The organism is Candidatus Pristimantibacillus lignocellulolyticus, assembly GCA_023639215.1.
Taxonomy (GTDB): domain Bacteria; phylum Bacillota; class Bacilli; order Paenibacillales; family Paenibacillaceae; genus Pristimantibacillus; species Pristimantibacillus lignocellulolyticus.
The window spans coordinates 5,028,777-5,052,434 of record CP097899.1 but is presented as its reverse complement, the minus strand read 5'-3'; the positions used below and the strand labels follow the sequence as shown (position 1 = coordinate 5,052,434).

Below are 23,658 nucleotides of genomic sequence, written 5' to 3'. Positions count from 1 at the left end.
AAAGCACTTTAAATGCTCAGTAAATTAATTGAACTTTGAATAGATTAAATAAATACCCAAGTTAGTATTATAGAACTATCTTGGGTATTTATTATCGTCACTTAGATGCATTGACAGAAAGTTATTAACAAAATATTGCAATTGCTATATACTTTAGATAGTTTGTAAAGAGGTAAAGCCTCTATTCTGCTAAAGGATGTGCAATAATGGAGTTATTACTGGAATTGTTGTGGATCTTATTTCCTGTTCTTCTTGTGATGCTTCTCTTATATATGATGGTGGCACATAAGAAAATAGTTTGGAAAATAGTTATTTTCATTGCTAGCTTTGTTATTATAGAGATTATGTTTCTGTACAAGCAATTATGGTGGCTACAAGGTGAGCATCGGAGACTAGACATTGAATTTACTTCTGATGGATGGATACTATTCACATTAAGCCTTATTGGATTACTGATCGTTGTAGGATGTATCTTATTTCAAGTAAAGTTGAATCGATATGTCATCTGGGCTGGTTCGAGTATATTTAAATCTGTTATGTACGGTTCAATTGGTGCGATCATACTTATAATACCTGTCTTATTATTAAATCTACACACATTTGGAGAAGTTCCGTTTGATGGGAATGTAACTCTTTTAATATCAATTATTTTGTTTATTTTAGTAGGAAAGGCTATTGAGGAACTAATATTTAGAGGATATTTACAAGGATATTTAGATCGGTTGTATTCTCCTTTTATGTCAGCCTTTATTACTACGGCAATATATAGTTTGCTGCACCTTTTGATACTGATCTTATTAAAAGAACACTATTTATTAGCTTCAATGCAGAGTATATATATAGGCATAGTTTGCTCTTTCTTACGTTATCGCTACGGTATTCTGGCTTCAACGCTAGCTAATGCGCTCGCAATTATTTGTTGGTACTTATTCATTTAATTGTATTCATTAAGGGGAATTTAAGATAGTATACAAAATCCATTAACTAATCTATCATTATCGTAGATAGGTTAATGGATTTTATTTGTTTCTCAAGTAGTTAATAATATGTTAAGGTGTACGCTTTCGTAGCGTAGATACTTTTTATGCAGTGAAGTATTTCAAGTATCCAATAAAAAGTTTTTGTTTATGCTTTCGTAGCTACTTTTTATTTGCAGTGAAGTATATCAAGTATCCAATAAAAAGTTTTAGGAGGTCTTATTGTTGAGAATTGGAGCGATTGAAGCTGGTGGCACAAAAATTATCTGTGGTATTGGTAATGAGCTTGGTCATATCGAACGGAAAATTAGTTTCCCTACGGAAACACCAATTATAGCAATGGAGAAAATTAAAGAATTTTTCGCTAATGAACAATTGGATGCATTAGGTGTAGGAACTTTTGGCCCTATTGATGTAAACAAAGCAAGTGAAACATATGGTTTTATAACAACGACTCCTAAGCCTGGTTGGGGGAATTTCAATATATTGGCGGAATTAAGAAAAACGATCAACGTTCCGATTGGGTTTGATACTGATGTGAATGGCGCTGCACTTGCAGAAGCTACTTGGGGAAGTGCCAAAGGCATGAAGAGTTGCGTCTATTACACGATAGGGACAGGAGTTGGCGTAGGTGTATATGCTGAAGGTCGACTTATCCATGGACTTCTACATCCTGAAGCGGGACATATTCCGGTTAAGCGACATCCTGATGATACATATGAAGGTTCTTGTCCGTATCATAAAGATTGTCTTGAAGGTGTAGCAGCAGGTCCGGCAATTGAACGTCGTTATGGTGTGAAAGGTTCTGAATTATCAGTTGATCATGAAGCTTGGAAGATAGAAGCATACTATATTGCTCAAGCACTTACATCAACTGTATTATTGCTTTCGCCTGAAAAGATTATATTAGGTGGTGGTGTGATGCACCAAGAACAACTTTTCCCTCTTATTCGTGAGCAATTACAACAAAACTTGAATGGATATGTTCAAGACCCGATGATATTGGAAAATATTGATCAATATGTAGTTGCTCCAGGATTAGGTGATAATGCTGGTTTATGTGGAGCTATCGCAATCGGATTACTAGCACTTGATTAATATTAGCGTATATATGTAATGATGAGATTTAACACAATATGAAACGACTATGCAATTATTGCGTATAACTATTATCGTGTTAATCCGAAGGAGGAAGTTCTAGATGAGTATATTTGATAGATTATTCCGCATTGGTAAAGCAAATGTAAATGCAGCCATTGATAAAATTGAAGATCCGGTAAAAATTATTGATCAGGTGCTTCGTGAACTTGATGAAGATGTAGAGAAAGTAACAGCTGCAGTTACATCTCAAATGGCTGTTGAAAAGAGGTTCCAACGTGAACTTTCAGGAGCTGAGGAACTTGTTGCTCGTCGTGATGCACAAGCTCGTCAAGCACTTGCAGCGAACAATGAAGATCTAGCTCGAGAAGCACTGCTAGATAAGAAGAAACAAGTTGAGAAGCGTGATCAACTTCAAGAAAGTTATGATCGTGCCAAATCAACAGCTGATAAACTTCGTACGCAATTAACTGAATTGAAATCTCGTGTAACAGAGATGAAAGATCAACGTAATACTTTGATCGCACAAGCTGAAGCAGCAAAAACTCAACAAAAAATTAATCAAACGATGTCTGGTGTAGGCACTAATGACGTCGGTGCTACATTTAATCGTATGGAAGAAAAGATTAAAAGAATGCATGATGAGGCAGACGCAGCGTATGAACTTGCTAACGAAGACAAATCTTTAGACGATAAATTTGCTGAAGTGTTGAAAGATGCTCGTACTACTGCTGTAGACGATGAGTTAGCTGCACTTAAAGCTGAACTTGATGCAAATAAATAATCAATTCATAGCATAATATTGGTATAAGCTGAAAAAGCCAGGTTAATTAACTTGGCTTTTTCTTTTCGGAGGAATGAAAATGAATAAATGGACAATGATGCTCGTTGCAGGGATATGTATCGTACTTCTTCAGTTTTCACTAACGACACAGATAGGTGCAAGCTCAGCTACAGATCAGTACATTTACGATGAAACGAGCTCGCTATCATCAAGCGAGATTACATTATTGGAATCACAAATACAGGCAGAATCATTCCGATTGGTTTTATTAGTTAATACAACAAGTGCACAAGGGATAGCATTAATCTTCGGGCTTATAATTGTTGTAGCAATAGTGATTATATTTATGGTTCAATCGCGTAAGCGCAGAAGATACAATGAGGATGTAGACAATCTTACAGATGAATTAGAAACGGTGCTTGGTAAAGTTCATGAACTTGAGGATGGTTTAACGACTGCTCTTAAATTCAGTCAAGGTCATTCTAAAGCAATTATTGAGGCATCCGAAAATGAGCTGTACACATTATTGCAACGTGCAACGACCTACCCGGAGCAGTTACGAAGTTTAAAGCCAATACCGAGATGGATAAGTTCGAAACATGTTGTTCATTTGAAGGAATTAATGTATCAAGTGAAACAACAACTACAATTGGCAAATAGACTTGAGGATGTATTTCATTCCTATAACAATGAAATTTCGATAGCTACAAAAGTGTTACAAGATTATCAATTGAGCTTTAATCAAGCGAAGCAAAATTTCGAAACGATGAATAAAAATAATGAAATGACTTTAATTAAGTTATCTGAGAAACAATTGGATATTCAGAAAATGATTGATCAGTGTGCGGCATTACTTGCTTTCAATCCCGTAGAAGCGAAAGTTCAATTAGATCAATATGGATCTCAAATCACTACTTGGTGTAGCGATATTAATGAGTACACGTCGTTAGTAAGTGAAGTATCGAAGTTACCAAATAAAATTAATGAAACAAAACTAAAGATTGATGAACTAGTACATCAAGAACGACTAAAGCTTGATGAGATTTCACCTTACAAATTTTTTGACTCGATGAATGGTCAATTAGCATCGATGAAGAAGGCATTGAATATTGGTGATATGATCATTGTTCGTGATGGGATACAACGAATCAATAACTGGTTAACAACCTCTTTAGCTGAAGTAAAGCAATCGATAGATGCAAGAAATCGTAACCAACAAGTATTGAATCAGTTTAAGTTAGCTATGATTCAATATGAAAAAGATCACCATACTGAAATAACAAAACAAATTAATGCTTTGCAACTACAATTCCATGAAATTCATTGGAGAAATGCTGCTGAACAACTTACCGAATTGCAACGGAATGTAGAGATGCTGAAAGAGCAAATGGATAAAGCAGAGAACTACAATTCATTTGAAGTTCAACGTTATTTGGAATCTGATAACATATTACAAGAAGCAAATTCATTATTACAGGCGATTCAAGATAGCAGTGCGCAATTACTTCATATCCATGAGCGATCAGAACAGCGAGTGAGAGAGTACTTGACGACTTGTGGTCAGTTAAAAAAATCGATCGTTCAATTGCGTTCAACTGCACAGTCGCATGTTGTATATAGTTATCCTGGCATTCATGAGACGGAATGTGCTGCGAGTAGCAGCATTCAAATTTTAGAAAATGCCGTTTCTTTAACACCTCGTAATCTATATCATGCCAATGAGCAATTAAGAGATGCTACTCAAAAAGTCAATGAATTTGAAAATCTTGTAAAGCAGGCTGTAGACAACAAAATGGCAAGAGAAAGAGCAGAAGAAGAAAGACTATAGGCAGAAATGATGCTTCGAATGTTCATAGGTGGCAATAACAACGGTGGCCTTGGAGGCAGCAGTAAATTCAAATAGAGGTAGTTCAAGTTCAAAAAGAAAACATTGATAGTGAAGAGTAGCGCCGTTGCTTATTCCTTATTCGACATCGAATATGAGACGAACATTCATTGGAAGAGAGATATAAAAACCAACAGCTCCAAGGATAACCTACCTTGGGCTGTTGGTATGCGTACGACCTTTATTAGGTTGTTGGTTATTGATCTAGCTTAGCTGTTAATATTCTCCGCACATGATCGTCTAATAACTGCTCTGAAATAATACCGTTCTCTACAGCCGTCGTAATCGCTGTTATGACTTCTTGTTGCAACGTGGGCTCATGACCTACGATAAGCATATCGATACCTGCTTGTAGAGCGATAACAGCGGCATCACCTATGTTGTACTGCTCTGTTATTCCACCCATAACCATATCATCCGATATTGCTAGACCTGTGAAACCCATTTCTTCGCGTAATCTATGTGTAATAATTTCTTTCGATAATGATGCTGGATATTCGCTATCAAGTTGAGGGAAATAAAGATGACCAATCATTAGTGCATCGATTTTTTGTTCAATAGCAGCGTAGAAAGGTATTAATTCTAGTTGTTGCAGTTCTTCCCATGATTTGTTGACAGTAGGCATCGTCTTATGTGAATCTTCACTTGTATCACCATGACCTGGGAAGTGCTTGCCTACGGTAATAACATAAGATTGTAATCCTTTCATCATAGCGACGGCCTGCTCTGCTGTTTCCAGTGGTGTAGTACCGAATGCTCGATCACCTATTACAGGATTTTTTGGATTACTATTAATATCTAATACAGGGGCAAAATCAACATCAATCCCGTATCTAGCTAATGTCTCTCCCATTGTAGCAGCAGAATCATAAGTTAATGTGGGATCATGATGCTCGGCTAAAGTTGATGCAGAAGGGAATTTTTCAGGTAATCGATTGACATTTCCACCTTCTTGGTCGATTGTGATCCACAGTGGAATGTCTGTGTACACATTCTGTTGTTTTAGCTGTGCGATAAAGTTTGTTAGTTGTTTTTCATTTTTAATATTACGTTTGAAAAGAATGATGGAGCCAATATATTGATCTTGTATTAATTTCTGATGTGCAGAAGTTAACTGTTTATCCTCGACTCCGATAATTAGCAATTGTCCGATCTTTTGAGCTGTGGAAAGAGTCTGTAGCAATTGTTCTACTTCTTCGTTATTGTCAACGTTTGGAGTAATTATATTGGGTGTAGTTGTAGGTATAGGCTCTAGACTAGGAGTTGTGACTATCGTTGATTGACTATCGTTACTGGATGGTGTAATAGTACTTTGTGCAAGTTCACTTGGTTGTAAAGAGATCGTTTCCTTACTATGTTGAACGGAAAATATAAAGTAGAAAGCTGCAATAATGAGGACAAGCATTAATATTGTAATTATTGTTATTTTCTTTTGTTTCAATACATTTTACCTCACTAGTTATTTGATATAATGAATGCGAATTATAGTGTAATCTAGATGAAGTGTTATCTATCATATTACTCTTATTGATTAGTATACACAATATTAATCAAGAAGGAGAGAGGGAATGACTGGAACGATCGGTGGAGGCGGGATACAGAATATTTGTTCCTTAGTGAGCATCTTGATGAGTTCATGGAGCTAGATGGTAGATTGGTTCAATCTTGCATAATACAGTGTGATGTATCAACTAAAAAAACGAGCCGTTTAAGATCAAGTTATGATCCTAGACGGCTCGTTTCATTTATTAAGATTTGAATAGTGTAGCTATCGAGCCACCCTCAGTAATAATTTTAATTGCTGAAGAAATAAGTGGAGCAATAGATAGTGTAACAAATTTATCAGGAATATTATCATCTAACAGAATCGTATCAGTAATGATAATTTCTTCAATATTCGGGTGATCTAGTTTCTGTACTGCATTTTCAGAGAATAAACCATGAGTAGCACAGATGTACGCATCGTTAGCGCCTTTCTTCTTCAAAGCTTCAACGACGTTTACAATCGTACTACCTGTATCGATTAAGTCCTCAATAATGATTGGCGTCATACCTTCAACTTCTCCGATAATATGCGTAATCTCAGATTTGTTATGAGCAGGACGGTTTTTAATCATAATTGCAAACGGACAATCAATGAGACCAGCTAGTTTTTCTGCAACAGTAGCACGCCCAGCATCTGGGGATACGACTACAGGGTTCACGATATTTTTCTCGCGTATATATTTAATAATAATATCTAGCGCCGTGAGGTGATCGACTGTGATATCGAAGAATCCTTGAATCGGATCAGCGTGCAGATCAACGGTAATAATACGATTCGCACCAACCGTAGTAATAACGTCAGCAACCATTTTTGCAGAAATAGGTTCACGCGGACGACTCTTACGTTCTTGACGTGCATATCCGTAATAAGGCATAACGATGTTGATTGAATTTGCAGACGCACGTTTTGCGGCATCAATCATAACAAGTAATTCAACTAGATATTCGTTAACAGGATGTGATAACGCTTGTACAAGAAAAACATCGTGGTTACGAAGAGTCTCCTCGTAAGATACATGAATTTCTCCACTTTGTAGGCGCGAGATGTTCGCTTGACCCATTGGGACTTGCAATTGATCACAAATCGCTTGCGCTAGTGGACGGTTAGATGAACCGGAAAAAATTTTAATTTGAGCCATAATATCCTCCAAAATATGTGTGTCACGTAGCAACTATAATTAGCAATCTTATCATATCAAAATAATGATGTATTCACAAATGAAAACCAATCTTAGTTGGGAAATAAAATAGTCATGAAGAAATAAATCTTCATGACCATCTCGTTTTATTACTTTAAGTTGTGAATGTCAACGTTTGGCTCTGTATCTAACTCATAGTCAATGCCTTCTGCTCCGAAACCGAATAGTCCGAAGAACTCATCACGATAACCTTGAAGATCAGTTAAATCGTATACATTTTCTGTTGTTAGAGCTTCCCAGATTTTAGCTACTTCAGCTTGAAGTTCAGGGTTCATCTCAAGATCATCAATACGTATTTGACCGTCTTTATCAACTGGTGTAACACCGTCAACGTATAGTCTTTCTGTAAATAGACGATAAATCTGTTCGATACAACCTTCATGAGTACCTTGCTCTTTCATTAATTTGTAAAGAGCAGATATGTACAATGGAACAACTGGAATCGCAGAGCTTGATTGTGTTACAAGTGCTTTATTTACAGAAATAAATGCACGACCACCAGTTGCTTTCAATTGATCATTCAGGTTGTGAGCTGTTTCTAGAAGATGGTTCTTCGCAGCACCGATCGTACCATCACGATACACAGCGTGTGTAATGGAAGGGCCGATATAGTTATAAGCAACAGTCGTTGCATCAGCAGTAAGTGCATCAGCAGCTTGCAATGCGTCAATCCACATTTGCCAGTCTTCGCCACCCATTACTGCAATTGTTTGACGTAATTCATCTTCAGTTGCAGGTTCGATAGCTACTTCTGTAACTTCTCCAGTGTGGAAGTTAACTGTTTTGTTAGTATATACTTCGCCAAGTGGCTTAATCACAGAGGAGAATACTTCTCCTGTATCTGGATGCACACGACGTGGAGATGCTACGCTGTATACTACAAGATCAATTTTACCTAATTCTGATTTGATTAGATCGATTGTTTTTGCTTTGATCTCATTCGAGAATGCATCGCCAACAATACTATAAGACTTTAAGCCAGCTTCAGCAGCTGCAGTTTCAAAAGCAGCAGAATTGTACCAACCTGCTGTTGCAGTACGAGCACCTTCAGCAGCTTTATCGAAGTATACGCCGATTGTATTTGCATTTGCACCAAATGCTGAGACGATGCGAGAAGCAAGACCGTAACCAGTTGAAGCTCCGACTACTAGAACATTTTTCGGACCGCTAAGCTGTGGGTGTGATTTCACATAATTAATTTGATCTTGAACTTGACTTGCACAACCTTGTGGATGAGCTGTCGTACAAATAAAACCTCTTGATTTTGGTTGAATAATCATATTTAGATATTCCTTTCTTTCTTATATTCTCTATGAATATCTTGCTTACATTAATCTATTTTAACGATAAATATGAATAAATGGAAGTGCAAAGTAAATAGGCTACCTCTTTTCGCTTATATATTAAGCACTTGAGGCAGCCTTAACGGTAATTTGGTATGCTAGAAACGTTTTGATGATAGTTGTTGTTGACCTAGAGCGACTAGTCGTTTTGTTATGTAGCCGCCAATTGATCCGATGTCACGAGTTGTCATGCTGCCGTAATAACCGTCTTGGGGCAACTGAATGCCAAGCTCTTGTGCAATTTCGAATTTCATCTGATCAATCGCATATTTTGCCTCAGGGACAATAAGTCTGCCTCTTGAACTCATACTTATCAACTCCTTTCGAAGTTAGTATGAGATTCTAATAGAAACATTATGCATCATTTTCCTTTTAATTTGGAAAACATTCGGAAAGGGTGTATTCGATGTCGATTAAGCTATGAAGCTAGTCATCGTTATGAAAGTCCACTTTTTGAACTACCTTATAAGGAAGGGGTATGGGATCCGTTGGCTGTTGTGTATAGTGTCCACCACTCATCACGCGTCATTAAGGATGCTTGTCGCTCAGCGTCTTGACAAGCTAAAATGCGCTCGGGATTGGTTGTCCCAAGAATCGGTTGAATCATCGCAGGATGTTTCATAAGCCAACCGAGTAAAATAGCCTCTTTCGTTGTTTCTTTTTCATTTGCTAGTTTGCTAATTAGCCCTGTTGTGAGCAACTCTGCTTCAGTAGTATTTTGCCTACTAGCACCAGTATATCTACCTTGTGCAAGCGGACCCCAAGCCTGAATTTGCATATTTTCAAGTTGCATGTATTCCATTAATCCCTGCTCAAAATTAGTGTTTGCTCCTTCACTACGATTAACGAGCAAACCTTGATCGATAAAATCATGTTGCTGAAGGCTAAGATGAAGTTGATTAACGATGAGGTCATCAGCAAGTGCTTGTTTTATATAACGGATTTGACCTGTATGCATATTGGAAACACCGAAATATTTCACCTTACCAGAAGACTTCAACATATGTAAAGCTTCAGCAATTTCTTCTGGTTCAAGTAATGGGTCAGGACGATGTAGGAGCAGTATATCGATATATTCAGTGGATAGTCGATTCAAAATTCCATCAACGGAGCTTAATAGATGATTTTTAGAAAAATTATATCGACCTGGCAATATGCCATCTGCAAGTTGTATGCCGCATTTAGATTGGATAATAAGTGAATCTCGTAAGGAAGGTTTGTTATTCAATATGTGACCGAAGATTCGTTCCGCTTTTCCACTTGTATATATATCTGCATGATCAAAGAAGTTAATTTCGATGGAAAGTGCTGCATCTACCACAGCTTCAAACTGTTTTACATGTTCAGTAGTATAAGGTTCTGAAGCGTCCCAAGAGCCCCCAAAACCCATACAGCCAATAGCAAGGCGACTTGAAGTAATTCCTCGTTGTACGAATGGCATTTGTTTCACAATGAATCGCTCCTATCTTCTATTATATTCCACTTTAATTATAACAAAATCTAGAAGAAATAGTTGTTTTAATAATTAATAGTCAATTAATGATAACGTTTATTACTGTATCACTTTGCAATTCTGAGGTAATTTTTCTTCTCGAATCCAGTCTTCAACCATTTGATTAAAGTATGTAGAATTAGCTAATGGAAGTCCATGACCTACATTAGCAATAATGAGGCCACGACAGTTAATGTTGTTGTGAACGAGATCAACGGCAGACTTTTTCATCATGAAATTTTCTTTTGCGCCAACAGTAACTAATATTTTTGTCGTTGCTAATTGAAATTGATCAGGTATAGCGAAAGACATATTTTCTTCTAAAATTCTAACTAATGTTTCTAATTTCATTTGACAACTTTCACGATAATATTTTTCAAAATAATTATGATGTACATATAAAGTTTTTGCTTGAAGACGTGCAAAAGATCTGTTTCTAACAAGTGGATATGTTAATCTAATAGTAGGCTTTATTAACAATTTTGCTAATGGACTAGGTCTGACTAAGGCACTATTAATAATGGCGTAATCAATCAGTTGAGGCTGCATGCTTAACATCTGAATGGCTATTTGAGCACCTAGGGAGAAACCGATGACGATTACTTTTTTACCAGTACCTTTTTCTATAATCAACTTATTAAGTTGTTCTGCACTATACTCGATTGAAAATTTCCCCACATTAGCACTTAATCCTTGCTCAGGTAAATCGGGTACCACGACATGGTAATTACGGAAATAGTGTATTTGCTCATCCCACATCCAGTTACTTACACCACCACCATGTAAAAACAACATCAATGGTGCATTATTAACCCCATATTCTTCATAGTGGATTGTCAAAAGAGTAGCCTCCTGTCTTTTATGCATTTTATGCATTACTAATTATAATATATATGACTCCTATGATTACGTTAATAATGGTACATATTAGTAAATTATAGCTTACTTTTAAGTTACACTTCGTCATCGCCTCCTAATTGCTAAATTTCATTACATACGACGAGTACTGCACATCTATTATTGCAATACTATATTTTAATGAGTAAAATCACCCCTATGATGATCTATTAATCCCTATCAATTTTATCGGTATTATGGCATAATAATGAAAACTCACTTTTAGGCACTTTCTTTTTGTTAGTAATACATGATAAGATAGTGACTGTTAATTATTTTTATTAATTTATCGAATATATTGTAAGTGTGGTGATTGTAATTGTCTTATATAGAATTGAAAAATGTAAGTAAAACCTTTCGACAAAGAGAGCAGACTACGAAAGCTCTTCAGCATATAGATTTACATATTGAGAAAAGAAAATTTGTTAGCTTAATCGGTCCAAGTGGCTGTGGGAAATCAACCTTATTGCGAATGATTGGTGGACTTGTAAAAGGTGATGAGGGTGAAGTTACTATTGGTGGGTTATCACCTAAGGAAGCTCAAAAACAAAAGCAGTTTGGTTTTGTTCCACAGTCACCTGCACTATTCCCGTGGCGAACAGTACTCGAAAATATGAATCTTCCTTTTGAAGTTAACAAAAAAGCGGTTCAAGTATCTGCTAAGCGAGAAGATCCGATGGAATTACTTAGATCAGTAGGACTTGGTGATTTTGCACATTCCTATGCAAAAGAATTATCTGGCGGTATGCAACAACGTGTTGGTATTGCTAGAGCATTTGGATCTGGTGCTCCGATTCTATTAATGGATGAGCCATTCTCAGCGCTGGATGAAATTACACGCGAAAAAATAAGTTATCAGCTTCTGGACATATGGGAGTCTCACCAAAAAACGGTCGTCTTCGTTACACATAATATTAGAGAAGCAGTACTGCTTTCTGATAAAGTTGTTGTTATGAGTGCACGTCCAGGGAAAATAACGAAAATCATTGATATCGACTTGCCAAGACCTAGATCCGCTGACATTGAGGAAAGTGCACAATTCCATCAATACATGAGCGAAATTAGAGGGTATTTACGTGATGAGTGGCAATAGTCGTGCTTTACATGACAAGTCGGGGTACGTTGAAAGGAAGTGCACATCTATTGTGAGTAATTTTAATGAGAAAGCAAAAGCTCCTTTGGACGTGAACGTTCCAAAAAAACCATTTGCTAAAAGATTCAAAAAGAAATATGTAAGTTCGGCATATTGGCCTTCACTAGCCGCTTTTGTTGGCTTATTTATAATATGGGAATTATGTACGATGATGTTCGATATTAATCCGATTACACTACCAGCACCCTCATCGGTTATCCAAGAGTTTGTTAGTTCATTCAGTTTCTATATTTCGCATGCATGGATTACTTTACAGGAAGCAGTGTTAGGATTTCTACTGGGAATGAGTATAGCTATCATAATGGGGGTGTTAATGGCTCATTCATCTGTGCTTGAACGTACATTGTTACCAATTGCGGTACTTGCGAATGTGACACCGATCATGGCTATTGCACCGTTATTTATTTTATGGTTTGGCTTCGGTACACTACCCAAAGTATTAATTGCAGCGATCATTACATTTTTCCCGATGCTTGTTAATTCCATTATGGGATTTCGTTCGATTGATGAAAATCATTATGAATATATGCGTTCTTTACATGCGAGTAAATTAGAAATTTTCATGAAGCTAAGATTTCCAAATAGTTTACCGTATCTGTTTAGCGCTGCAAAAACTTGTGTAAGTTTAAGTGTAATGGGTGCTGTTGTTGGTGAGTGGAGCGGTGCAACAGAAGGACTTGGCAATGTTATTATGATGGCAAGTAATTATATGCAGACGAATCGTATGTTTGCTGCTATTTTTATGTTAGCGATTATGGGAATTACACTTACGAATATTGTTAGATATATTGAGAAGAAAGTACTATATTGGCATGTCTCAGCAAACGATTGGAAATAGGTTGCATATATCGATAATAAATGAAAAGTTGGAGGTTAAGAGATCATGAAGCAATCAATGACTATACTGGCACTTTCATTACTGCTATTTATGGCAGCTTGTAGTGATGGTGGTAATAATACTAATCGTACAGATCAGAACAATAATGCTAATACGAATGTTGAGCTTACTGCAGAAGAACGTAAAGCTCTAAATGAAGCAGTAGGCGAGATAACGTACATCACAGGATTTTATTACGCTGCATCCCCTCCTGATATTGAAGTAGTTTTAGCTGATGAATTAGGATATTTTGATGAGTTAGGGTTAAATGTGAAAATTATTCCGGGGCTTGATGCCGAGGGAATGAAGTTTCTAGCAGCAAATAAAGCACAAATTGCTAGTTCGGGAACACCTAGTCAAGTGATTCAAGCTGTTTCGAATGGTGCTGGTATTAGTGGAATCGCTACGTTTGGAGCGGAAGGTACGAGTGCTTTACTTGTCATGAATGATTCTGGTATTTATAAACCTGCTGATCTGAAAGGGAAAACAATTGGTTATCACGGGGCATTACCTGCTAATTTAATTGCAATGTTACAATATAATGGTATGGATGCTTCTGATGTGAAGGGTGTCTCTGTTGGTTATGATCCAACGATTCTTGCATCAGGTCAGATCGATGCGTTAACGGTATACAAATCGAACGAACCCTATCAAATGGAATTGCTCGGACATGACGTTCGTGTCATTGATCCAGGTGAATTCGGTGCAGAAACATCATTTGGTGTACTAGCTGTTAATAATGAATTTGCAGCTGCGAATCCAGCAACGGTGGAAGATTTTTTACGAGCAGTTGCTAAGGCACATGAATATGCTATTGCTAATATAGATGAATCAATTGCAGTGTTAGCTGCACGTTCAGATTCTGTCTATGATATTCCAACTGAAACGAATCGCTGGAAAGTTGAAAGTGAATTGTTAGAGAAAGCTAAAGATACAGCGCATGGAATAGGATGGCAAACCGATGAACAATGGAATCGGGAAATTAAGATGCTGTTTGATGCTAAAGTTATAGCGAAGCAATTAACAGTTGATGAAGTTATGAATAATTCATATATCGATGCAATCTATAAAGGTACAGAACTTATTTGGCCACAATAATGACCAATGATAAGGGGTGTGTGAATATGACAAAGATAAGCGATCGACATATTGACTTTGGTGTGTTTCTTCCGATAACTAACGGAGGCTGGATTATTTCTGAAACAACACCAACGCTTAATGGTTGTTATGATATTAATCGAAAAGCAGCCAAAATAGCAGATGAGCTTGGACTGGATTTTATTATGTCTATGGCTAAATGGAAGGGATACGGCGGTTCGACGAATCACTGGGGAACTTCATTAGAGTCTATGACGATGATGGCTGGTCTTGCTGAAGCTACCTCTAGAGTGAAAATATATGCAACGGTGCACACCTTATTATTCAATCCTGCTGTTGCAGCTAAAATGTTCGCGACTCTAGATCAGATTAGTAATGGTCGTGTTGGAATGAATGTAGTATCTGGCTCGTATGCTAATGAATTCCGGCAGATGGGGATGTGGCCAGAAGAACTTGGACATAGTGAGCGCTATGATCTTGCAAAAGAGTGGATGCATGTGGTTAAGCGACTATGGAGCGAAGATGTTGTTACACACAAAGGGCAATATTTCACAATGGACAATTGTGAGTCACTTCCTAAGCCAGTTCAGCAGCCACGTCCGGAAATTATTTGTGCTGGGCAATCCGAGAGAGGTTTAAGCTTCACGATTGATGAAGGAGATGCAAGCTTTATCGGTGGACGAGATCTGGACGAATTAGCATCTGTTAGTAAGCGAGCTAAGCAAATGGCTGCGGATCGCAACAAAACGATTAAGACGTATGCTATGTTTACGATTGTTCCTGGTGAAACAGATGAAGCTGCTGAACAACGAATGAAGCTGTACCAAGAGGGTGCTGACACAGGTGCTATTAAAGGGATGCTTCGCAGTTATGGACTTGATCCAGATGGTCGAGAGAATTCAATGGTTGCACGTGCAAAGAGTGCATTTATGACCGAAACGATTCACGGAAGTGTTGATACGATTACGAAGCGTATTCAAGAAATATTGGATATTACGCATATCGACGGTATGATGCTAACATTCCCTGACTACGTAGAAGACCTAACCATTTTTGGCGAGCAAATCTTACCGCGTATACGCCGCGAAAATTAATGGCTGCCTCAATAGGAGACCGCTCCGAAAACTAATCGCTGTTCCAATCGCCGTTGTCCTCGGATTTATTGTAATGGTAATAGTAGTATAAATCCGAGGACAAAAACGACCGCTATCGCTTTTCCACTAGTGATTAGTTTTCTCCGCTACGGAGTAGCCGAAGTGAAATAAAGCAAGTAGTACAAAGAAGGCAAGTACAAGCACCCATAGGTGTGCTCATACTTGCCTTCTTTGTTTATCTTTTACCCACTTACCAACTTCCACAAGGCTCACTGATCAGTGAGCGTGGAAGCAGCGGAAGGACAGTCATTATGGAAAAGCGGAAGCGCTCGGCCTTGTTCCACGATTTATACCACTAGCTATTTCAATAAATCGTGGAACAAAAGTCGATTGGAGTAATGACTGTCATCGCAGCGGGACCTACACGCTTCACTGCTTCATGAGCCATCTCATTCCATCCGATTCGAGCTGCGAATAAGCTCTTGATTCTCCCACAGCAACATACGTAGATTAGATTTGGAACCTTGAATAACGAAATGAGGTACTTGATTCATTTTTGCAATTTCAATACCTTCCCATGTTGCTCGATGGGAGGTTGATGTCAGAATCATAAATAATGCTTGTGAACGACTTAGATCAGAAGCAATACGTTCTGGTCGTTCACCACCATCATGAACGAGCTCAGCACCTGTTTCTTTTACGACCGTTTCGAACCATTTTCTTTGACCACCAATAATTGTGATCGTGCAATCTGTAAGGAATGGTTCAACTTTATTACGCGTTGGTGAACTTATCGTTTCTCTAGGCTTATCTGATTTTTTGCGAGCAGGGTGGACATCTGTCATATCACCATGTAGTCGATACAAACGGGTTAAGCGCGCAATATGACCATCTTCTGCTACATTGAATGTGCATGGGTCGCCATGACCAGGTTTTTGAATTTCAACATCTTTAAAATGAATAGGGAAGCGATTATCCTCATCATTGAGGTCGACACAGTACCATTTCAAATCCTCATCCTGATGAACGAATCCGTCATATTGATTAATAGGTGAGAAGTTATCATCACCTTGGAATAAAAGCTCAATTGTATAATGATTATGTCTACCTGGGTGAGCAGTTGGTGTACATAGTACTTCTGCTTCATGTTGTAACTCTAATTGCTGAACAAGTGATTCTGTAATGTTAAAAATATCACCATTTTCAAGTGAAATATATCCTCCATGATCTCGGCGATAGAACGTGCCGTATAACATAGCACCTTGCTTTTCTGGTAATAAGATAGTAGTTGTAAGATCGTCTTGTCCGGTTGTTGTTGCTTTATTAGTTTGTTGCTGTTGAGCTTTCGGCTCTTTGGCTTGCGTTATAGTTTGTGTGAATTGATTATGGACTAGTTGATAGTTTTCAATATTCTCGATAAGTTCAAGTACATTTCTCATTTGTTGACGATAATGAGTTCGTAGCTCAAGCTCAGTTGACGTAGGTTGCTCTAAAGTATGAATAAGAGTTTCATTATATTGATCTAATTCACGATGCAAACTAATTGTCGTTGCTGTTAATTGCTGTTCCAAAGTAGGTGTTACGGGAATGACAATGGATTTTGAAGCAGCTTGTTCTTGCTTTTGTTGTGCGATTTGTTGCCAACTATTAGATTGTTTTTTACTTTCCTCTAACTCTTTCTGTAACTGATCTTGTATTTGTGCAGATTTTTTTAGTTCATCGGAGTATTGTTTAGTCTGTAACAACAACTGACTCCGCTCAATCAACCATCTTTCTTCTTCGTCTTTTCTTTTTTGGGTCATTTCTTGTTGAGTACTTTCCATTCTTTCTACTTTTACTTCATACATAGTTAGTTGCTCCTTTAACTGCTGGGCTTGCAAGGTTAACTTGTCCTGTTCTTGCTGCAAATGGCGATATAATTTATCCTTTTGCACTCCTAAAAGCTCTAATTGCTGTCTTGTTGTAATTTCTTTGCTGATTTTATCTTCTAGTACAGCTATCTTTTTTTCAAACTTATTCTGATCTTGCACAAGAGTTGGCATCGTATTAACGGTAACGGCAACTTCTTGTGTGGCAATTTCTTGCACGGCAACTTCTTGTACATATTGTGAATTTAGTTGTTCTATTATTTGTATACATAGGTCTTCATTGTTATCTCGATCTGGATGATAATAAACCGTCCAGTATACGTTCCAATAGCCATATGTAGCTATTTGCTCTATTAGATTTTCGTTCAGTTGTTCTATTGATGGTGTATCTACGATGATGAGACTAGTAATATATATCAATAGTTGTTGTTTAGTCGTTATATCAGAGGAAGATTTTTTTATTACAGTGCTTAGTTTTTTAAGGAATAAGAGGTCTGGCCATTTGCGTAAATCTTTTTTCGTAAATGGTAATTGTAATGCAATGGATAGCATTAATTTATCGTAATCACTTAATGTTCTAACGAACTGCATAAAATTGTGATGTGGGAACGCTCGATGGGTTTGTTTTTCGATAATCGATCGAAATACATTAGTATTTTCGTTGCTTAAAATGTCGTCATGATTTCCTCCTGCAATAGACTTGAGCTTCAATAGATTTCACCCTTTCATCATAACTATTTTATTAGTATTATCTTCAAAGAAGTTCGACATTTGTTAACTCTATTCCTTTAGGTCAATAGACTTAAAAAAGTATAGTACACTTGTAAAATCTTATTATAAATTGTCGATATTATGGTCAGTTTTAAGCTTTGTTAGCCGTAAAGTTTGTAGTCATTATCTATTTATTGTTGGAGCTAAAGTAAGTTGCTGTTATTCATCATGTAGGGCATAGGTGAGATCAGTCTTTGAGAGGCAACCTAAAGGATTTGATGAGGGTTAATAATTGAGAAAGCAGAGGAATAGCCTTGTTATAATACTTCGTTGAACTAAGTATGAATGAATTTAGAGAAAGCAGTACAGCTAGACTGCACTGCTTAAATGTATTAGAAATTAAAGTTATCAGGGTCTGGACCAAAGCGTTTATTCTCATTAAGCGCTGAAATTTGTGTCATTTCATCATTTGTAAGTTCAAAATCGAATACATCAGCATTTTCAACGAGACGAGCAGGTGTTGTAGTTTTCGGAATAGTGATTACACCATTTTGAATATCCCAACGCAGTACGATTTGTGCAGCTGATTTATTATGTTTTGCAGCGAGTTCTTGCAACAAGGGAATGTCGAGATTACCTTGCATTAACGGACTCCATGCTGTTACTCGTATATTATGCGAAGAACAATATTGACGAAGCGGCTCTTGTGTTAGAAGAGGGTGGAATTCTACTTGATTAACCATAGGAGTTATTTCGCTTTTCGTAGCGATGTCCTCAAGATGATGAATTTGGAAATTACTTACTCCGATTGCACGTGCATAGCCTTTTGTATAGATCTCTTCTAATGCTCTCCATGTCTCAGTATATTTTCCTTTTACTGGCCAATGAACTAGAAGGAGATCGACTACATCCATATTCAATTTACTGCGACTGTCATCAAATGCCGCTAATGCTTCATGATAACCTTGATGTCCGTTCCAAATCTTTGTTGTAACGAAAATTTGATCACGATTAACACCGCTAGAAGCGATGCCTCGACCAACGCCAGCTTCATTTCCATATGAAGTAGCAGTATCAATGGCTCGGTAGCCAACTTCAATAGCTTGACGTACAGTGTTCTCAGCAACTTCATCTGTAACTTTCCATACTCCTAGACCTAGATAAGGCATTTGCACTCCATTTTGTAACGTAACGTTGTAACTATTATGAGTAGTCATTTATATTATTCCTCCCCTAAATTTATGAGTGGTGCCTAAATAACTTCGTAGTATATTCGATGTCGAATATACTGCGAAGTCAATCATCATTATCAAAGCCTGCTTTAAAATGAAGGTTCAAAAAGCGGGCTTTCAGAACCGAGAAGATGGAACGCTACTTGAGGAAGGAGGAAACGCAAATGTACGTGTTTGGTACATGCGTACCGGACTTCCCAAGTTCGCTTCATATTCGATGTCGAATAAACTACGAAGTCAATCATCGTTATCAAAGTCCGCCTTTTGAATTACCGCTTAAAGGCAGTTCTTTAGTATCGCATGTACATCTTCCTGTTGTAACTGCTTAAACGACCCAATAGGTCCATAGCGTACTGCTTCAACAGCCATTCGCTCTAATTGGCTACCATCGATCTCGAATTGAGAGAGAGTAGCTTCTCCGCCAATTTTAGTAAAGAAGTCACGCGTTGCTTGAATACCTGCTAATGCAAGTTCATCCTCTGTTTTTCCTTCACTACTAATACCCCATACACGAGTAGCGTATTGAGCAAAGCGACTAGGACGTTCTTTATATACATATTCCATCCAATTTGGGAACACGATTGATAAGCCAGCGCCATGGGGAATATCATAGATAGCGCTAATCTCGTGCTCGATGCCATGAGATGCCCAGTCATTACGCATACCAAGAGAAATTTGTCCGCCATTAAGTGCCATCGTGCTACACCACATTAGATTAGCTCTTGCAGCTGAATCGTTTGGATTAGCGATGGCAATTTCAACATTTTCTATTACAGTTTGTAGTATAGATTCGCAGAAACGTTCTTGAAGTGGCGTATCAGTTGTTAGACTGAAATACTGTTCGAACACATGCGACATAATATCAATCGAGCCATATACGGTCTGATGCTCGGGAACGGTAAAGGTAAGCGTAGGGTCTAGAATAGAAAAACGTGGGTATACATGTGGACTACCAGAACCACGTTTCAATTTACTTTCCCAATGGCTAATTACCATAGAACCATTCATCTCAGTACCTGTTGCAGATAATGTAAGAATGGTACCAAGTGGAAGGGCTGATTCGATTCGAGCTTTATTCGTGAAGAAATCCCATACATCACCTTCATAAGGTACTCCTGCTGCAATGGCTTTGGAAGCATCTATAACACTTCCACCACCAACAGCTAGAATGAAATCAACATTGTGTTCACGACAAAGCGCAATTCCTTCATATACACTTGTAAGTCTTGGATTAGGCTCAATTCCAGTTAATTCAACATATTGCACACCTGAATTTGTTAATTGTTCAATCACATTATCGTAAAGACCGGATTGTTTAATGCTGTTACCACCGTACACAAGTAGAACTTTTGTGCCATATGTAGCTGTTACAGTACCGACTTGCCCGGCAGTACCTTCACCGAAAATGATACGTGTAGGGTTATGGAAAGAGAAAGGTAAAATAGTATTGCCTCCTTATTGATTAGGTTAACTTTTTAGTTAACTTTTCATTAGATTTTTTGCCTAGTTTCATTGTATTTTACATAAATATGGCTGTCAACTTTTCGAAGTTTGTTGAAAGATTAACTTTTCAGTTATACAATAGGGTGAAAAGTAATTTTAAGCTTAAGGGGAATCAAGATGAAAGTAGCGGTTAATACAGGGAATAGTTATATATTAGAATGTTTTGCTTCGCCTACACGAATTAAGATGATTGAATTATTGAAGCTAACACCTATGAATATTAAACAATTATCTGAGTCTTTACATATTAAACCACCGATTGTTACGCGGCATATACAAATGCTTGAAACAGCAGGTATTGTTCGAAGTGAGCTTGTCGCTGGCAAAAGAGGACAACAGAAACTTTGCTTTTTACATTTAGAAAAAATGGTTTTAGATTTTACATTGCCCTCGCAGCAGCCGATATTGGAAGTCACACCTAATGAAGGTAAAAGGTATGAGGTCGATGTACCGGTAGGAATGTATGCTGCATATGACGTAAAACCAAGTTGCGGATTAGCTTCCGAGACGAATATGCTTGGAATGTGTGATGATCCACGTTATTTCGCTGATCCGATTCATAGTGATGCAAGTATCGTGTGGTTTAGTTCAGGATTTGTGGAATATCGTATCCCTAATTATATGATATCCAACGATCAATTATCAGCAATTGAAGTTTCTTTGGAAATTTGTTCGGAAACGCCATGTTCTTCGTCAGAAATGTTGCCTTCTGATATTGTATTTAGTATTAATGACACAAAAATTGGAGTTTGGACATATCCTGGTCGGTTCGGTAAAGATAAGGGGGTATTTACACCAAGCTGGTGGTACAAAAACATTCAGCATGGCATTATGAAGCATGTCCGAGTAACAGAGCAGGGCTCATTTATCGATGGCTTGCAAATATCTGATATAACAATTACTGATCTTGATATCGCTTATGATAAAGAATTGTTGTTGAAGATTAGTTGTGATAGCAATGCAAAAAATTGTGGTGGAGTTACTATTTTCGGTAAGGAATTTGGGAATTACAACCAAAATATTGAAGTGGTACTGCAATGTAAATGATAGGTTAGCATTTATACTGTACAATATTAATAATAATGGGAGGAGATTGTATGCCACAAATCAATAGAGTACTTAGAAACAAATGGTTTTTAACATCATTTGGTATTATTTTAATTCTAATATTAGCTTTCTCTACAGTATCCTTCTTACTTGTAAACTCTGTATCTGCTACCTTTGAGATGGACAGTGTCGAAGAGAAATATGCTTCATCAGGAGAGTATCAAGTTGAAACGATATTGATCTTGGACGAACTTGGTGAAAACCTGTATAAAATTTATTACCCTCAGTCAGTAGGTGTTATGCATCCACTAATTGCTTGGGGCAATGGAACAGGGGCATTACCTGAACAATATGACGAGCTGTTAACTCACATGGCTAGTTGGGGATTTGTAGTTATTGATACATATAGCAAAACTACTGGAACTGGGAAAGAAATTCTAGCTTCCATAGAATACATGTTGGCTGAAAATGATTTGCCTGAAAGTCAATTTTATCAAACTATTCAGTCTGATAAAATTGCTGCTGCCGGTCATTCTCAAGGTTCTACTGGAGTCATTAATGCCCATACTAATTACGATAATGGTTCGCTTATTAAAACAGTTGTATCGATTGCTCTCCCTCAGTTGAAATATTGCGATCCAAAGGATAAATATGATACTTCAGCTTTGAAAGTTCCGTTTTTTATTATGGGTGGAACACGTGATTTTATTATATCACCTACAACGTCCAATCAGCGGGCATTGACTGATGCTAATCCGGATATTCCGGTGATAATGGCAATGGCAAAAGGAGCGGCACATACTGCCATTGAACATGATGGGGGGCAGCATAGAGGGTATTTGACTGCTTGGATGAGATATCAGTTAATGGATGACGCAGAGGCAAAACGTGCTTTTTCGGGTAAGGGTGCGGAGCTTCTTACAAATACTAATTGGAAGGATGTTCGTTCCGTAAATTTGTAGTAATAAAAATAGACAATTTATGTTGCGTTATCTAATGGCATTATATGAAAACTACAACGTTTAGAAAATTTGATGCTGTTGCAACCTTTTTCGTATTAGTGTCGTTCTAGTAGGAGAACAGACAAACTTAATTAAATAGAAGAGGTGGACACCATGAAGAAACATTTAGCAATTGCAGCGGTCGCAGCCATGCTTTCAGCATCATTAACTACACAGGCTTTCGCAGCTACCCCTTTCAACGATATTAATGGTGTAAGTAGTAAAATACAAATTGAAGCATTACAACAGCAAGGTATTATTAAAGGAGTGAGTGATACGTCATTCCAGCCAGAAGATCAATTAACTGCTGCCCAAGGCATTTCTTTAATTGTAAGAGCCACTCAAATCAGTCTTGCAGCAATTGATTTCTCAAGTGCGCCTACAGCTGAAGGTTTCTACAAAAAGGTTCCTAACGACGCATGGTATGCACAAGATTTCATTATTGCCCACTACAACGGTTTAGATATCCCAGCAGATATAGACCCTAATCAACCGTTGACCAAGGAACAGTTCACACATTATCTAGTACAAGCACTTGAACTTACAGGACAATACCCGATGATCAAAATGTTTATTGTAATTGAAGATGAGAAGGATATTACGGTTGACTACCAAGGAACTATTCAACGTGCGCTATTGTATAAAATCGTTTCTTTAGATGAATCAGGAAAATTTGATCCGTCACATCTGTTGACTCGTGCTGAGGCAGCTGCCATTTTATTCGATGCGCACAGTTTTATTGAAACGCATAAAGATAACGTAGTACCAGAAATGCCAAATGAAAAATCCTAATTATACGTAACATAAAAAGCAGTTGAGTAGACTTATTCAGAGTCTACTTAACTGCTTTTTTA

At 37.5% G+C, this 23,658-nt stretch carries 20 protein-coding genes; 11 read left to right on the top strand and 9 right to left on the bottom strand.

Translation table 11 applies throughout. From position 1 onward, the window contains the following. Positions 1-206: 206 nt before the first annotated feature. From NAG76_22075 to NAG76_22060, 4 genes are all read left to right on the top strand, one after another. Positions 207-938 carry a CPBP family glutamic-type intramembrane protease gene (locus NAG76_22075; protein ID URN94474.1) on the top strand — a complete coding sequence of 244 codons (732 nt, stop codon included), beginning with the start codon at positions 207-209 and terminating at the stop codon, positions 936-938. A gap of 261 nt (positions 939-1,199) precedes the next feature. Next, complete coding sequence (locus NAG76_22070; GenBank protein ID URN94473.1) at positions 1,200-2,075, top strand: ROK family protein; 876 nt, start codon at positions 1,200-1,202, stop codon at positions 2,073-2,075. 103 nt (positions 2,076-2,178) lie between these two features. Further along, a complete protein-coding gene (locus tag NAG76_22065; GenBank protein URN94472.1) occupies positions 2,179-2,859 on the top strand; it encodes a PspA/IM30 family protein in 681 nt (226 codons plus the stop codon). A gap of 79 nt (positions 2,860-2,938) precedes the next feature. After that, a complete protein-coding gene (locus NAG76_22060) occupies positions 2,939-4,687 on the top strand; it encodes a hypothetical protein (protein URN94471.1) in 1,749 nt (582 codons plus the stop codon). A gap of 253 nt (positions 4,688-4,940) precedes the next feature. Here the strand turns inward: NAG76_22060 and nagZ are convergent, their stop codons facing one another. From nagZ to NAG76_22030, 6 genes are all read right to left on the bottom strand, one after another. Then, positions 4,941-6,185 (bottom strand): beta-N-acetylhexosaminidase, encoded by a 1,245-nt coding sequence (gene nagZ, locus NAG76_22055; GenBank protein ID URN94470.1) that lies wholly within the window; start codon positions 6,183-6,185, stop codon positions 4,941-4,943. Between the two features lie 307 nt (positions 6,186-6,492). Next, the gene (locus NAG76_22050; protein ID URN94469.1) at positions 6,493-7,428 is read right to left on the bottom strand and encodes a ribose-phosphate pyrophosphokinase; all 936 of its coding nucleotides are present in this window, start codon (positions 7,426-7,428) and stop codon (positions 6,493-6,495) included. 149 nt (positions 7,429-7,577) lie between these two features. After that, positions 7,578-8,768: a trans-2-enoyl-CoA reductase family protein gene (locus tag NAG76_22045; protein URN94468.1), complete on the bottom strand. Its 1,191-nt coding sequence runs from the start codon at positions 8,766-8,768 to the stop codon at positions 7,578-7,580. A gap of 161 nt (positions 8,769-8,929) precedes the next feature. Continuing rightward, complete coding sequence (locus tag NAG76_22040) at positions 8,930-9,139, bottom strand: alpha/beta-type small acid-soluble spore protein (GenBank protein ID URN94467.1); 210 nt, start codon at positions 9,137-9,139, stop codon at positions 8,930-8,932. Between the two features lie 155 nt (positions 9,140-9,294). Continuing rightward, entirely contained in the window at positions 9,295-10,281 is a 987-nt protein-coding gene (locus NAG76_22035) for an aldo/keto reductase (protein URN94466.1), read from the bottom strand. 102 nt (positions 10,282-10,383) lie between these two features. Continuing rightward, the gene (locus tag NAG76_22030) at positions 10,384-11,163 is read right to left on the bottom strand and encodes an alpha/beta hydrolase (GenBank protein URN94465.1); all 780 of its coding nucleotides are present in this window, start codon (positions 11,161-11,163) and stop codon (positions 10,384-10,386) included. 376 nt (positions 11,164-11,539) lie between these two features. On the opposite strand from NAG76_22030, the gene NAG76_22025 reads away from it, so the two are divergent. Genes NAG76_22025 through NAG76_22010 form a run of 4 tightly spaced genes read left to right on the top strand, consistent with a single transcriptional unit; the run spans position 11,540 to position 15,442 of the window. Next, on the top strand, positions 11,540-12,313 hold the full coding sequence (locus NAG76_22025; protein URN94464.1) for an ABC transporter ATP-binding protein: 774 nt from the start codon (positions 11,540-11,542) through the stop codon (positions 12,311-12,313). Positions 12,314-12,365: 52 nt separating this feature from the next. Then, complete coding sequence (locus tag NAG76_22020) at positions 12,366-13,211, top strand: ABC transporter permease (protein ID URN94463.1); 846 nt, start codon at positions 12,366-12,368, stop codon at positions 13,209-13,211. A 45-nt stretch (positions 13,212-13,256) separates the two neighbouring features. Beyond that, the gene (locus NAG76_22015) at positions 13,257-14,348 is read left to right on the top strand and encodes an ABC transporter substrate-binding protein (protein URN94462.1); all 1,092 of its coding nucleotides are present in this window, start codon (positions 13,257-13,259) and stop codon (positions 14,346-14,348) included. A 26-nt stretch (positions 14,349-14,374) separates the two neighbouring features. Next, a complete protein-coding gene (locus NAG76_22010; protein ID URN94461.1) occupies positions 14,375-15,442 on the top strand; it encodes an LLM class flavin-dependent oxidoreductase in 1,068 nt (355 codons plus the stop codon). A 449-nt stretch (positions 15,443-15,891) separates the two neighbouring features. Here NAG76_22010 and NAG76_22005 read toward each other — a convergent pair whose 3' ends face one another. From NAG76_22005 to NAG76_21995, 3 genes are all read right to left on the bottom strand, one after another. After that, on the bottom strand, positions 15,892-18,021 hold the full coding sequence (locus tag NAG76_22005; GenBank protein URN94460.1) for a hypothetical protein: 2,130 nt from the start codon (positions 18,019-18,021) through the stop codon (positions 15,892-15,894). A gap of 392 nt (positions 18,022-18,413) precedes the next feature. Further along, complete coding sequence (locus NAG76_22000) at positions 18,414-19,238, bottom strand: aldo/keto reductase (GenBank protein URN94459.1); 825 nt, start codon at positions 19,236-19,238, stop codon at positions 18,414-18,416. A 291-nt stretch (positions 19,239-19,529) separates the two neighbouring features. Continuing rightward, positions 19,530-20,696, bottom strand: coding sequence for an iron-containing alcohol dehydrogenase (locus NAG76_21995; protein URN96906.1), 1,167 nt, complete (start codon positions 20,694-20,696; stop codon positions 19,530-19,532). Positions 20,697-20,873: 177 nt separating this feature from the next. Here NAG76_21995 and NAG76_21990 point away from each other — a divergent pair, with 177 nt between their 5' ends. The 3 genes from NAG76_21990 (at position 20,874) to NAG76_21980 (ending at position 23,596) form a co-directional block, all read left to right on the top strand. Further along, positions 20,874-21,803, top strand: a complete 930-nt coding sequence (locus NAG76_21990; protein URN94458.1) for an ArsR family transcriptional regulator — start codon at positions 20,874-20,876, stop codon at positions 21,801-21,803. 50 nt (positions 21,804-21,853) lie between these two features. After that, entirely contained in the window at positions 21,854-22,765 is a 912-nt protein-coding gene (locus NAG76_21985) for an alpha/beta hydrolase (GenBank protein URN94457.1), read from the top strand. A 153-nt stretch (positions 22,766-22,918) separates the two neighbouring features. After that, the gene (locus NAG76_21980) at positions 22,919-23,596 is read left to right on the top strand and encodes an S-layer homology domain-containing protein (GenBank protein URN94456.1); all 678 of its coding nucleotides are present in this window, start codon (positions 22,919-22,921) and stop codon (positions 23,594-23,596) included. Positions 23,597-23,658 lie beyond the last annotated feature (62 nt).